This window comes from Paralteromonas sediminis, assembly GCF_003820355.1.
GTDB classification, from domain to species: domain Bacteria; phylum Pseudomonadota; class Gammaproteobacteria; order Enterobacterales; family Alteromonadaceae; genus Alteromonas_F; species Alteromonas_F sediminis.
Genome location: NZ_RPOK01000002.1, coordinates 295,765 through 309,088, shown reverse-complemented (window position 1 = coordinate 309,088; position 13,324 = coordinate 295,765). Strand labels below are relative to the sequence as shown.

General features: G+C 45.1%; 14 protein-coding genes and 1 tRNA gene. 8 read left to right on the top strand and 7 right to left on the bottom strand.

Annotation, left to right across the window (positions count from 1 at the left end; genetic code table 11):
• Positions 1-88: 88 nt before the first annotated feature.
• A complete protein-coding gene (locus DRW07_RS18435) occupies positions 89-271 on the top strand; it encodes a hypothetical protein (RefSeq protein ID WP_240630528.1) in 183 nt (60 codons plus the stop codon).
• 51 nt (positions 272-322) lie between these two features.
• Here the strand turns inward: DRW07_RS18435 and DRW07_RS06645 are convergent, their stop codons facing one another.
• Positions 323-775, bottom strand: coding sequence for a LabA-like NYN domain-containing protein (locus DRW07_RS06645; protein ID WP_124027113.1), 453 nt, complete (start codon positions 773-775; stop codon positions 323-325).
• A gap of 144 nt (positions 776-919) precedes the next feature.
• Here DRW07_RS06645 and DRW07_RS06640 point away from each other — a divergent pair, with 144 nt between their 5' ends.
• Positions 920-2,452 carry a transposase gene (locus DRW07_RS06640; protein WP_452039005.1) on the top strand — a complete coding sequence of 511 codons (1,533 nt, stop codon included), beginning with the start codon at positions 920-922 and terminating at the stop codon, positions 2,450-2,452.
• Positions 2,453-2,742: 290 nt separating this feature from the next.
• On the opposite strand, the gene DRW07_RS06635 is transcribed toward DRW07_RS06640, so the two are convergent.
• Positions 2,743-2,819, bottom strand: a tRNA-Val gene (locus DRW07_RS06635).
• Positions 2,820-2,909: 90 nt separating this feature from the next.
• Positions 2,910-3,989 (bottom strand): patatin-like phospholipase family protein, encoded by a 1,080-nt coding sequence (locus tag DRW07_RS06630; protein WP_124027111.1) that lies wholly within the window; start codon positions 3,987-3,989, stop codon positions 2,910-2,912.
• Between the two features lie 302 nt (positions 3,990-4,291).
• On the opposite strand from DRW07_RS06630, the gene DRW07_RS06625 reads away from it, so the two are divergent.
• Genes DRW07_RS06625 through DRW07_RS06600 form a run of 6 tightly spaced genes read left to right on the top strand, consistent with a single transcriptional unit; the run spans position 4,292 to position 7,571 of the window.
• Positions 4,292-4,678 carry an ACT domain-containing protein gene (locus DRW07_RS06625; RefSeq protein WP_124027110.1) on the top strand — a complete coding sequence of 129 codons (387 nt, stop codon included), beginning with the start codon at positions 4,292-4,294 and terminating at the stop codon, positions 4,676-4,678.
• Between the two features lie 10 nt (positions 4,679-4,688).
• Complete coding sequence (locus DRW07_RS06620) at positions 4,689-5,216, top strand: PTS glucose transporter subunit IIA (protein ID WP_124027109.1); 528 nt, start codon at positions 4,689-4,691, stop codon at positions 5,214-5,216.
• A 60-nt stretch (positions 5,217-5,276) separates the two neighbouring features.
• On the top strand, positions 5,277-5,624 hold the full coding sequence (locus DRW07_RS06615) for an arsenate reductase (protein ID WP_124027108.1): 348 nt from the start codon (positions 5,277-5,279) through the stop codon (positions 5,622-5,624).
• 2 nt (positions 5,625-5,626) lie between these two features.
• Positions 5,627-6,751 (top strand): succinyl-diaminopimelate desuccinylase, encoded by a 1,125-nt coding sequence (gene dapE, locus DRW07_RS06610; RefSeq protein WP_124027107.1) that lies wholly within the window; start codon positions 5,627-5,629, stop codon positions 6,749-6,751.
• Complete coding sequence (locus DRW07_RS06605; RefSeq protein ID WP_124027106.1) at positions 6,748-7,425, top strand: M15 family metallopeptidase; 678 nt, start codon at positions 6,748-6,750, stop codon at positions 7,423-7,425. The genes dapE and DRW07_RS06605 overlap by 4 nt, the downstream gene beginning before the upstream one ends.
• Complete coding sequence (locus DRW07_RS06600) at positions 7,425-7,571, top strand: DUF2897 family protein (RefSeq protein ID WP_124027105.1); 147 nt, start codon at positions 7,425-7,427, stop codon at positions 7,569-7,571. The genes DRW07_RS06605 and DRW07_RS06600 overlap by 1 nt, the downstream gene beginning before the upstream one ends.
• On the opposite strand, the gene DRW07_RS06595 is transcribed toward DRW07_RS06600, so the two are convergent.
• From DRW07_RS06595 to DRW07_RS06580, 4 genes are all read right to left on the bottom strand, one after another.
• Positions 7,568-7,891, bottom strand: coding sequence for a heavy metal-binding domain-containing protein (locus DRW07_RS06595; protein ID WP_124027104.1), 324 nt, complete (start codon positions 7,889-7,891; stop codon positions 7,568-7,570). The genes DRW07_RS06600 and DRW07_RS06595 overlap by 4 nt on opposite strands.
• A gap of 19 nt (positions 7,892-7,910) precedes the next feature.
• Positions 7,911-8,930 (bottom strand): succinylglutamate desuccinylase, encoded by a 1,020-nt coding sequence (astE, locus tag DRW07_RS06590; protein ID WP_124027103.1) that lies wholly within the window; start codon positions 8,928-8,930, stop codon positions 7,911-7,913.
• 51 nt (positions 8,931-8,981) lie between these two features.
• Positions 8,982-10,295 (bottom strand): putative bifunctional diguanylate cyclase/phosphodiesterase, encoded by a 1,314-nt coding sequence (locus tag DRW07_RS06585; protein ID WP_124027102.1) that lies wholly within the window; start codon positions 10,293-10,295, stop codon positions 8,982-8,984.
• Positions 10,296-10,473: 178 nt separating this feature from the next.
• The gene (locus tag DRW07_RS06580; protein ID WP_124027101.1) at positions 10,474-12,963 is read right to left on the bottom strand and encodes a glycogen/starch/alpha-glucan phosphorylase; all 2,490 of its coding nucleotides are present in this window, start codon (positions 12,961-12,963) and stop codon (positions 10,474-10,476) included.
• Positions 12,964-13,324 lie beyond the last annotated feature (361 nt).

Here is a 13,324-nt window from a genome sequence, read left to right as displayed (position 1 = left end):
AAAAGCAGCACTTATACCCATCCGCTCGGCATGTTAGGTCACGCCAGCGGTCCGACGATTGGCATGTGGGACAATCAAGGCAACCCCCGTGCAAGGTGATTGGAAGCTATACCCCAATACGGGATATGCTATAGAAGAGAATTTCTTAACTCAACTACCCGAGTGGAACAACCAGTGGATCCAAATCAAACTCGAGCAAAGTGCCGTTTTTGATGGCGAAACCGTTTGGTATTTAGCTGGTCGCCAAACGCAGTGGCATCTCATTCGGTAGGGATACGGCACTCGCGTCATAAAGGCAAGAGGGCTTATCCCCTTGCCTTTTTTATTTGCTCAACAACATGTCTGCCGAGATTGGTGTGTAGTGATCGACACTGTTAATCAATGAAAGAGCAGTTAATGGTTCTGCACTGATCACATGGGTCGTAAGGTTATCAGACTGCTTCAAACGTCGCATTAAACGGTCAAAATCACCGTCACCACTGAGCAGAAACACGTGTTCAACAGCACTTGAAGCGTCCATGATATCGATGGTAATCCCCACATCCCAATCGCCTTTTGCGGTTCCGTCCTGGCGCTGAATATAGGGTTTGAGCTTCACAGTAAACCCCATGCTGCGCAGCGCTGTTTGGAATTTGTGTTGGCCGTCGTTATTACTCTCAATCGCATACACATTCGCAGTCACCAAATTGTAGTCGACCGCAAGCTGAGAATAGAGCTGGCGATAATTAAATGACTGTTGAAAAGTCTGCTTGCAGGTGTAATAGATGTTTTGCACAAACCTTAAAGTTACCGTGCCGAGGTATTGGTAACGGCATCGATAAAAAATGAGTTTTCACACAGCCTGTACGTAAACCGGACCTTGGAGAAATGAATTTTCCATCTCAAAGGCCAGTAGACTAACAGCAAAACCATCTGCACACTGAGCTGCCAACCCTTGACAAGGACGCCATTGTTAGCCACTCACACGCATATCTATAAACGCCACCGACCAGAGCACACGTTACTATATCAATTGGTCGAACATCACTATCCAGAATTTCTTGAGCAGCTTTCACGTCAAGTGAAATCGCTGCCACGGCATGTAGAAAAAGAATTTGAAGAATTTCTTAAGTGTGGGCGTCTTGGACATGGTTTTCTTCGTGTGGTATGTGACGATTGCAAACATGAAAAGCTGCTAGCCTTTAGTTGCAAAAAGCGGGGCTTTTGTCCAAGGTGTGGGACAAGACGCATGGCCGAGAGTGCCAAGCTATTGGTCGATGATGTCCTACATGAATATCCAGTACGTCAATGGGTGTTGAGTTTGCCCATTCCACTAAGGTTGTTACTCGCCAGATATCCCAAATATTTAAGCAATATCATGCAAATCATCCACCGTGCTATTGCGACAGATATTATTCATCGAGCTGGGTACCTGAAAAAGCAAGCAAACACAGGAGCGGTAACTTACATTCAGCGTTTTGGCAGTGCGTTGAATTTAAACATTCACTTTCACATGCTCTTTTTGGAAGGCGTTATCACTCAGGAGTGTGGACAGTCCAAATTCAAGTGCATTAAAGCACCAAACCACAATGATATGGAAAGCCTCGTGAATGTCATTAGCCATCGCATCGCGATCTACTTGGAGAAGGCCGGGCTTATTCAACGGAATATCGACAACACATTTCTCGATTTACCCATGGATGACGAAGATAGTTTACTGCCCTTGCAAGCGGCCTCTGTCAATTACCGCATGGCTGTAGGACCAGATACAGGCAAAAAAGTCTTTGCCTTGCAAACCTTACCTGCCAAAGACGAACAACATTACGGTCAATTAGCTCAAATAAACGGTTTTAGCTTACACGCTGGGGTGATTGCAGACAGTCACCAAGCTAACAAGCTGGAACGTTTGTGCAGATACATAGCGCGGCCCGCAATTAGCGAGCAAAGATTGAGCCTGACCAACTCAGGAAAAGTGCGTTATGAACTCAAGACACCCTACAGCAATGGCACGACTCACGTGTCTTTCAGCCCGCTGGATTTTGTGAGTAAACTAGCCGCGCTGGTGCCACCGCCCAGATTAAATCTTACTCGTTTTTACGGGGTGTTTGCCTCGAATAGTCATGTGCGAGCAGAGGTAACCGCTTCACAACGTGGAAAGAATAGCCCTCGTTTAGCAGAACATCTAATTGATTCTGATAAACCCTATCATGCGCGCAGTATGTCATGGGCGCAACGCCTTAAGCGTGTATTCAACATCGATATCACGCAATGCGAGGTGTGTGAGAAATTTAACGTAAAGATCATTGCTTGCATAACCGACGCCAGCGTTATCAATAAAATCTTGTCATATTTGGAAAAGCAAAATTTGCCGGAAACTGACAACGACTCTCTTATGCCGCCACTTAGAGCTCCCCCGGACATTGCCACATTCAGCGACTATATCATTCAACACGACTTCGATTTTGGCGCATGAAGCACAAAAGCATACCATCACTTGAACATGCAAAATGTTGAGGTCAGGGCTTTCACATATCTCATTGCGGATTTCAGTACCAAAGACCAGTTCAGTTGCCTATCTTGACGACAACTACTTCACTGACTTTTGAAAACTACCCATTTAACACACGTGCAACTAGCCTTAAATACAGCTGACACAGTGGGTAGTACATAGCGTTAATTTTTCTTATGCTCACATAAAAACCCCTAAATCATTGATTTTAATAGGCTTAAATGTACGTATAAGAATATAGTTGAATGTATAATTGGTGCGTCTACCCTGACTCGAACAGGGGACCTCTACCATGTCAAGGTAGCGCTCTAACCAACTGAGCTATAGACGCATCGAAGAGGCGCGTATAATAGCCGCGCTTAGCATGCTGATCAAGCCTAAATTCATGGATTTACGTCGAACTGGCGATTGTTTGCACAAACTAGCCAAGCATTAGTCTAAAAGGCAGGGGTTGAATCTCATCAGCAATAGAGCCGTCCTGTGCAATTTGCATAAAATACTCCCCTAGCCTATAACTCTCAGACAACACCGTTTGCCAATACTCAATTCTGGGTTTGTCTTCCATACTGGAAAAGTCTTTGCGATCAGGAATCTTACCGTAAGGTAATGACGCTACAAATTCTGCAGACGGCACCAGCATCACTACATCATCGTAAGATTTAACGTGTGGAACACGACGCTTGAGGTTTTTGTCAAACCAGCCCGGAATGGGTGAAGAGTAAAAATGTGGGTACAATATGAGACCTTTTCTCGGACCAAACTGTAAATCAAAGTGATAGTCCACAATTCCGCCGTCGCGATAAACCCCCTCAGGTGCGCCAACGATATGTTCGACTCCTTGCAACACTAAAGGAATAGACCCTGAAGCGAGCAATGCATCACGCACTGTGCTGTAACCCATTTCGACATACCTTGTGGGTATGTCGTAAGGGTCGGTAACTTTTATCTTGCTATTCGGCGACGAGAAAACCACACGCTCGTAAAAATGCTTCAAATTGCGTCGACTGACTGAATTTGACGCCGCACTGGCCATTAACCCCAAAAGCTGCGCGCTTCGGCTAAAAGACGCCATGAGCCCTTTGCATTTAACGGCAATGAAATGACAATGAAAACCATCGTTAGCCAGTAATTCTAAAATACCATCACTGGGGAGCACATAGGCTAAAAGCTCTCTGGCTTTCTCCGTAATCTCGATTTCACCTGCATTTTTTGAGTACACCGTATGGGAGTAAAAGTCGGCCAAACGGTTTACAGCGGCGAGTGGGTCGCGCTGCACAAAACACGCCGCTCGGAACGCTCCGGCTGATGATCCGATAATATCGACGTCACCACTGTGATATTTCAGAAACTCAGGAAAGATCACTCTGTCCAGCCCGGCCAAAGTAAACCACTTGGGACCACCTGATGCGCCAAGGAAATAGGCAAACTGGTGCGGTTTTATCCCTTCTTCTCGAATTATTCTTAACGCGTTTTGCCCAGCATAAATCTGTAACGGGGGCATAGCGTGGCCGTCCTATTCTTATTGTTGTTTTGTTTGATGTTACCCCAATTTTGATCAAAGCACATCCATAGAAAGGGACAGGTTTTGCGATCTTCTCCAATCTGGTCGGTTTTCGTTCAGGTTTCTTTTATTATTATAAACAGTAAGTTACTAACTAGCCCCAAGCCAATTAACAAGGTTATCCACAGATTTAGGGGATAAACCTAAGGGCGATCGCGATCCCAGCTCAGAAACTCGATTAGCAATTGAAGACACATCAAATAACAGGCAAGATGAGTGTATTCATGTCTTCGAGTCTTTATATGTCAAAACAAACGCTTGCTATACTGCCACAGAGCATGGTGATCCACTCCTTAGATGCCGACTCAGATATTCCGAAGGCCGTCTACGATTCACCGCTGTTTTTTATTGGTAAAACTTATGAAGAACTGTCTATTGTTGTGCCCAATGATATTGAGATCGATTCCATTGAGTCTGACGATAACTGGCGCGCATTGGAGTTAATCGGCCCTCTGGAACTTTCCATGGTGGGGATCATGGCAGGCATTGGCGATGTACTTGCAAAAGCAAAAGTGAGTATGTTTGTGGTATCCACCTTTGAAACTGACTTTTTTCTGGTTAAAGACAACAAGCTTGATGCCGCGGTTGCCGCACTAGAATCCAACGGTTACACCGTCATTCAACACTGACAAAATCACTATGATGACCTGGCCTTCGCTGTTAACGCTTGCTGCGCCTGAAACGTTTAGCCATGAACTGGTGTTAGCCTCTCCGATGGCCGGTCGTGTCGTAGCCTTATCGTCGCTCAATGAACCCGCGCTTTCACAAGAAATGTGGGGATGTGGCGTTGCAATTAACACCCGTGCAACGGTATGTTCAGTGCCTTTTGACGGCATTGTTGAGAGCGCAGATCTGACACGCCAGCGATGGGTACTCAAAGCAAGAAATGGGTTGAGGGTTATGATCCAAATCGGCGTTTTGCCGCAGTCTTTGTACGCTGAACGTTTGCAACCCCAGTTGAAGCCAAAACAGAAATTCACACAAGGACAGATCCTCACTTATCTGGACCCTGTTTGGTTAGCCAGTCAATTAGGTGAGCTGTATTGTGTTGTAACCTTACTGTCAACCAAGCAAATCATCGCGGCCGTTCCCAATAGACTCGACCAACACGTAGATGCGATGGATGATCTGCTGCACCTGTACCTGAATATCACCAAGACAAGATGAATATTATTGTTGCAACAGGTAGACTGTAACGACACGGTGTAAACAACTGAATAGACAGAGATGACAACACTTCTTTTTGGTATCAGCAATTGCGATACCGTTAAAAAAGCAAAAAAGTGGCTAGACGCCCACAATATCGACTATACATTTCACGATTTTAAGAAAGACGCACCTACCCTAGCGTGGCTGAGTCAGGTCGAATCAGCAATTGGCTGGGAAACATTGCTTAACAAAAGAGGCACCACGTTTCGCAAATTGTCAGACGAAGACAAAGCAGATATCGACAAAGACAAGGCGCTGTCACTGTTGCTTGAACATCATTCTATGATCAAGCGACCAGTGCTTGAGCACAAGGGTGAGTTTTATTGTGGGTTCTCTGAACAAAAGTACGCCGAGGTGTTCGCCTAACAATGGATGTAGTTGAACTCACCCAGGCTTTAATCAGGCGCCGCTCAGTTACCCCTGACGATGCTGGCTGTCAAAATATGATGAAAGACCGCCTGGCATTGTTGGGGTTCAAAAACGAAACCATGGTATTTGAAGATACCACCAACCTTTGGGCCCGAAGAGGCTCTGAAGGACCTGTTTTTTGCTTTGCTGGGCATACAGATGTGGTGCCAACTGGGCCAGAGGAAAACTGGACTTACCCACCGTTCGATGCGGTAGTAAAAGAGGGTATGGTGCATGGCCGCGGCGCCGCAGACATGAAAGGCAGTCTTGCCGCTATGTTAATTGCAACCGAGCGCTTTGTTGAGACACACCCTGATCATAAAGGCAGTATTGCGTTTTTAATCACTAGTGACGAAGAAGGTCCGTTTATCAACGGAACAACACGTGTTATCGATACACTTGAGGCACGTAATGAAAAAATAACTTATTGCGTTGTGGGTGAACCCTCAAGTACCGAACTGGTCGGTGATGTGGTTAAAAATGGCCGCAGGGGTTCACTGACTGCCGATGTAAAAGTAACAGGTATCCAAGGGCATGTCGCCTATCCACATTTGGCGAAAAATCCCGTTCATTGCGTTGCACCTGCACTGGCTGAGCTTGCACAAACACATTGGGATGAGGGCAATGCTTTTTTCCCGCCAACCAGTTTTCAGGTATCCAATATTCATGCAGGAACAGGGGCTGGCAACGTTATCCCTGGACATTGTGATATAAGTTTTAACTTTCGCTTTTCCACTGAAGTGACTGATCATGAGCTCATCAAACGGGTTGAAGCTGTGTTTGAAAAACACGCATTGGATACTCAAATTACCTGGACGTTTAATGGTCAGCCATTTTTAACTGACGTCGGTGAACTGATTGTAGCGACACAAGAAGCCATCAAATCTGTGACAGGACGCGATACGCAACTGTCCACAGCTGGCGGCACATCAGACGGTCGTTTCATCGCACCAACCGGCGCGCAGGTCATTGAATTAGGCCCTGTCAATGCCACCATTCACAAAGTTGATGAGTGCGTTAAGGCAGAAGATCTTCATTCGTTGGTGGATATGTATGAACAGATCATGGTGCGATTGCTCACATGATCAACGCATCCAGCTTATTTGGTTTAAATGATAAGCATGTTACTGAGGTTGATGAAGGCATAAGTTTACATCCCGATGCAGCAACAGCCTTCAGAGCGATGCAATATACTGCCCACACCCTGGGTATAGACTGCCAAATAGTCAGTGCATTTCGGCCTTTTACACGACAACTTGCTATTTGGGAACGCAAGTGGCGAGGTGAAGCCCCTTTGTATTCAGCGCAAGGAGCGCTTCTTGACCCAGAATCGCTGTCTGAATGGGAAAAAATACAGGCGATCCTGACTTGGTCAGCGCTGCCTGGGGCCAGCAGACATCACTGGGGTACTGATCTTGATGTTTATGACAAAGAGAATGTGCGCCAATGTGATCAGCCTTTTCAGTTGATTGAGTCAGAATACTCAGGAGCGGGCCCGTGTGCGCAATTAGCCGATTTTATTCAGCGTGAAGCCCACAAATTTGGTTTTACACTCCCCTATGAAAACTACAAGGGCGGAGTCGCAAAAGAGCCCTGGCACATCAGTTATGCGGCAATCGCAGAAGATTATATGTTGCAACTAACACAAGACACGCTATACCAGTTTATCGACACCACATCGCTGTCAGGCAAAGACTGTATACTTAAACACTTCGATGAGGTTTATCATCGCTTCGTGATGAACAGAGGAACACAGTAATGAATGGTTGGATGATACTAATTATTGTACTGGCGCTTGGCATGATCTTGGGCAACATATTGCTAGTTAAATATACCGCAAATATGAAAATGCCCAAGCCCAAACACGACAACAATAAAAACTGGGATGACGAGGAAGACGATTAGTCTTCAACAGTTACAGCCGTGCCGCACATGCTCACCATAAGCATACTGCCTTTATCACCCACGACTTCATAATCCATAGCGATACCCACAACTGCATTTGCCCCCATGGACAGGGCTTCCTGTTGCATTTCAGCAAACGCAACCTGTCGAGCTTTGGTAAGCTCAGCTTCATAGGAACCAGACCGCCCGCCCACAATATCGCGAACCGAGGCAAAAATGTCTTTAAACAGATTCGCTCCCATAACCGCCTCTCCTATTACTATACCGTGGTACGTGGTAATTTTTTTTCCTTCAATACCAGACGTGGTTGTCATTATCATTTGTTTATTCCTTTTTAAGTTATTCGGGGATTGTGGTGGGTATCACAGTGAGCAATGCTCTTTGCCCTATGGCAACGTCGGCGTTTGGGAACACAATGGCCTCACCATCAACCTCAGCGATATATTCAGCGCCGGTTTCACTGGCCAGCACTGTGCCCTTGGGGTAATCGGTAAAATTAGGGGTGTCGTCGTCAAAATGCAGCGCAAAATCCTGATGATGTTTATTGATCACCTGGTTGACTGTGTACAGCAATGTATCAGACAGATCTGACTGTGGTTGGTAATCTTCCTGGGTAAGCAAGTCAAAAAGCGCGCGTTTAGCCGCTGCAAAACGACTCATATCGTTTTGGCCAAAGGGCTTCACCTTACCCAATTCAACGGTAAAGGCATGTGCACCGTGGGTGACCGAAGAATAATAACTGAACGTTGTTGTGGGACTTTGCGAAAGTAAAATCGTCTTTACGCCACAATCAGCTAAAAACGCCAGCTGTGCTTTATTGTGTTTTTTGCCGTGTAAGAAGGGGTACACGGCGAATTTCTCATTCTTCGACGCTCTGATTGCGGTATGCAAATCATAGTGATAACGAGTGTCCGAAGGCGCTGCCGTTTCGAAAAAGGTGCTTACGCTTTGCTCTAACAGAGCTGCTCGCTGGCGCTCGGGGTTAGTTGGTACTGTGGGGTTTGCGTGTTCGTTACAAAATAAGCGGTTCATGTTTTCTTCAATGAATCGCGTTGCTGTGTCCATGGCCGCCAAATTGCCAAATAAAATCAACAAACGATGTTGGATCTGGATATCCTCATTTAGGATCGCAGTAACAAGCTCATCGCAAATTTCTATCGGCGCCGTTTCATTACCGTGAACGCCGCACGAATACACAATAGATTTACCCAAAGACTTTGCAGGCTCAAACGAAATAATACCCGGAGCAGTAATAGTAACCTGAGTGCCATTACTCAGTGTGCTTTGAATAGGAGAAGAAAACAGTGCTGCATGCTGACGTGATGCAGACAAAAACGAATCGGAAAATGGAAGGGTCATAAGTGCGTGTTATTCTTTTAATAATTCACCCACAGTTTACCTATTTGCTTATCAATTGTTAAGCACCTGACGTAACGGTGAACCGCCAATCATGATTTCCTCACGCGCCAAACCAATAAAGTCATTAAGTGGAATGGCTGGGGAAAACAAAAACCCCTGCCCTACGGTAATGTTCAAGTCTCTCAAAATATGCAGCTGTTGAACGGTTTCTACGCCTTCAGCAATCACTTCGCACGCTTTTGCATCACCAATAATTTGCGCCGCTTGTATAATCGCTTTGTTTACCGGTTCTTTTTCAAGCTCCATTACGAAGGTTTTATCAATCTTTAACCCCTGAAGCGCCAAATCCCGGATGTAGGCAAGGTTGCTATACCCCTTTCCAAAGTCATCCACAGAAATCGACACACCCAAGATATGCAACTGTGCAAGTTGCTTTTTCACCATCAAAGAGTTTGAAAGTGCCATATCTTCGGTAAGCTCGAGCTCAAATTTGCTGAGCGGAATGCCAAAATCTTTTTGCAACTGCTCTAATGCAGGTACCAGTTTGTTGTCATACAGCTGAGTAGGCGAAATATTTACCGAAAGTTTAATATCAATACCTTCCGCCATGAGTTTAGCCATACAGATAAAGGCCTGGTTTAAGGTCCAGTAGGCCAATTCGTTAATCATATTGTACGATTCAGCAGCTTCGATTAACGGGCCGGGGAAGAGCACGCCATCAATAGGGTGATGCCATCGAAGCAGGCACTCTGCGCCACATATTTCAAGGGTCCGCAGATTGACTTTTGGTTGCAGATATAACGCGAGTTCACTGTTTGACAAAGCTCGCTGTAAGTCTGCTTTTAATGCCAGACTTCTGCCGGTATTCGCCTTGTCATTCATGTCTAAGACATGAAAGTTTTCGTACTGGTTTTCTTTTGCTTGCTTAAGAGCGGCTTCAGCACGGGCAACAAAACGGGTGATATCAAAATCACCATGCGTCATGCTAACCGCACCCACATTGAAATCTGCGATAAACGCATGACTTTCATGATACATAGGCGTTTTGAAGTGCTCGACTAAGCGTTCAAACTGTTGATTGAGAAAACTGCGACTGTGTTTGCCATCAAATACAAGACCAAAAACATCACCGCTGATACGCCCTAATCGGGCCCGTCCTTTAAACAGTAAAATCACCCGATTCGCAATCTCAAGTAAAAACTGATCGCCAATCGCCATCCCAAAACTGGTGGTGACATCAGAGAAACGCACGACATCGATAAGCATGAGCGATAAATACGGCTGCTTTTTTGCTTCTTTCTCAATAGAGTCTATGAAGGCAAATCGATTTGGAATTGTGGTTAATGACTGATGAAGTCGATTCATAGTTAAGGGCATGCCCCGACCTTTACTGCTATTGGGTAATTATATGTATCGGCTGGGTTATAAAACCATGATGCTGAGGTATTATCAACAATAATCGCGTATCCGTATAAATACTCAGCAGAGCAGTGATGAAATGACAAACAGCCGCTTAAAAAGCGGCTGTTTGTAAATCAAAAAGTTAGCTAATTTTACACGTATTTAGCTTCCATATGCGATCTACATAATCCTGAATCGAACGGTCTGACGTAAACTTACCGACTTTTGCCGTGTTCAAAATAGCCATTTTAGCCCATTTAGCTTTGTCACGATAAGCCTGATCAACCGCGCGTTGCGCATTACTATAGGCCTCAAAGTCTGCCAATACTAAATAAGGGTCGCCACCTTCAAGCAAGCTTTGCTTAATGGACACTAAACCACCCGGCTCACCCGGCGTAAAGTAGTCAGTTTCCAGCCAGTCCAGAATAGCCTTAATTTCGGTGTTATTGTCGTAAATGTCATAAGGGTTATAGCCCTTGGCTTTCAGACTATTCACCTCGTCGACGGTTAATCCAAAGATGAAGATGTTGTCATCACCGACTTCTTCGGCTATTTCAACGTTTGCACCGTCAAGTGTCCCTATCGTCACCGCACCATTCAACGCCAACTTCATATTGCCCGTTCCAGATGCTTCTTTACCTGCGGTGCTGATCTGTTCAGACACATCAGCGGCAGGGATCATTTTTTCAGCCTGAGACACGCGATAGTTCGGCATAAATACAACCTTGAGCTTTTTGTTCACTCTTGGGTCGTTGTTAATTCTGTCTGCGACTTTGTTGATAGCCAAAATAATATCTTTAGCCAACTTGTACCCTGGTGCGGCTTTTGCGCCAAAAATAAACACCCGAGGGTGCATGTCATAATCGGGGTTTTCCAGTAAACGACGATATAACGCCATAATGTGCAACAGGTTTAGGTGCTGTCGCTTATACTCATGCAAACGCTTAATTTGAATATCAAAGATTGCATTGGTGTCTACCACAATACCGGTCAAACTTTTGATTTCATCGGCTAAAGCCTGCTTATTTGCTTGCTTAATTTGCATAAATTGTTTTTGAAAGGTCTTTTGTTCAGCAAATTTTTCCAACCCTGCCAACTTAGACAAATGCAATGGCCAATCTGCGCCCACCTTATCCGATACCAACTTGGAGAGTTTAGGGTTGCAGACCTTTAACCAGCGCCTGGGCGTTATGCCGTTGGTGACATTGGTCAGTTTATTTGGATAAAGCGCATCAAATTCGGGAAATAGATTTTCTTTCACTAATTTTGAGTGAAGCTCAGCAACGCCATTCACGGCAAAACTGCCCACCACCGACAGGTGCCCCATGCGTACCATTTTTTCGTTGCTTTCTTCGATAATTGACAACTTGGCTTTGACTTCATTGTCGCCCGGCCATTTTTTGTCAACTTCCTTCATGAAGCGATGGTTGATCTCATAAATGATTTCAAGGTGACGCGGCAAAATTTTCTCGATCATGCGCGCTGGCCACTTTTCAAGGGCTTCTGGCAATAGTGTGTGGTTGGTGTATGCGAAGGTGTTAGTACAAATCTCCCACGCTTTTTCCCAGTCCAATTCAGCGCGGTCAACTAAAATGCGCATTAGTTCAGGGATAGCAATGGCTGGGTGCGTGTCGTTTAATTGGATGACCACCTGCTGTGTAAATCGGCTCCAATCATCACCATGGGCACGTTTATACCGACGAATAATGTCTTTTAATGAACAGGCACAAAAAAAGTATTGCTGGATCAAACGCAATTCTTTACCCGCTTCGGTCTCATCATTGGGGTACAAGACTTTGGAAATGGTTTCTGCCTGCACATTTTCGCTTTGCGCATCCACATAACCACCAGCGTTAAACACGTCCCAGTTAAAATAGTTAGAAGCCTGACTTTGCCATAGACGTAATACGTTGACGGTCGAACCGTTATAGCCCACCACAGGAATATCCCACGGTACACCTTTGACGATAGTACCTGGGTGCCACTCTTTTTGAATACGACCATTTTCGCCGTATTTAGTCTCTACATAGCCGTACAGCGAGATATCCTGAATAGATTCAGGACGGCAAATTTCCCAAGGGTTGCCATAATCTCGCCAGCTGTCAGGACGTTCAATCTGCGCACCGTTTTGAATTTCCTGACGGAACAAACCATGTTCGTAATGGAGCCCATAACCAATGGCTGGATAGTTCAGCGTGGCCAAGGAATCAATATAACAGGCCGCCAGACGTCCTAAACCACCATTGCCCAGTGCCATATCTGGCTCTTCTTCCATAATATCAGACAACTCAACACCCAACTCCTTTAAGGCGTCTCTGGCCACTTCAAATACACCAAAGTTTTGCATGTTGTTCGACAGCAATCTGCCCATCAGGAACTCAGCAGAGAAATAGTGAACCGCCCTGGTGTCATTCATGTAGTGAGTTTTTTGAGTCTTTCTCAGGCCGTCTAACACATGCTCCTGTATGGCAGCGCAGGTTGCTTTCCACCATGCATGTTCATTAGCTTTGTTTTCGTCGGTACCCAAGGTTGAGTGCAAATGACGGACAATAGCGGCTTTAAACTCTGCCTTGTTGGTTGGCAGATGACTAGAATTTGCTTGTTTGCTTGCAGTAGCTGTTTTTGCGTTCATATCTTCCTCTCAGATCATTTCGCCACAGCGTGTAATTTAATTACACTTAAACTGGTTAGTATGCAGTGATAGTAGCAGTAGATTCGACGAGCTTATGTTATTTTTTTGTAAACAAACGAAGATTTTACGCAAATACATACGTATTCAGCCCAATTTTTACATTTTTATTACATTTTTTAGTTATTGAGGAGCATGAATAACCAGTGAGGCGTTGATTTATACGTGTTGTTATCGATTTTTTTGTAAGTGACTTTCAAAACATCTTCAACATAGAATCTGTTGGAGATGGGAGCTTTAAAGCCTTTGCGTATGAATTGAAGATATGATTGGAGAAAAACCTATGCCCTAATGCAAAGCGTTA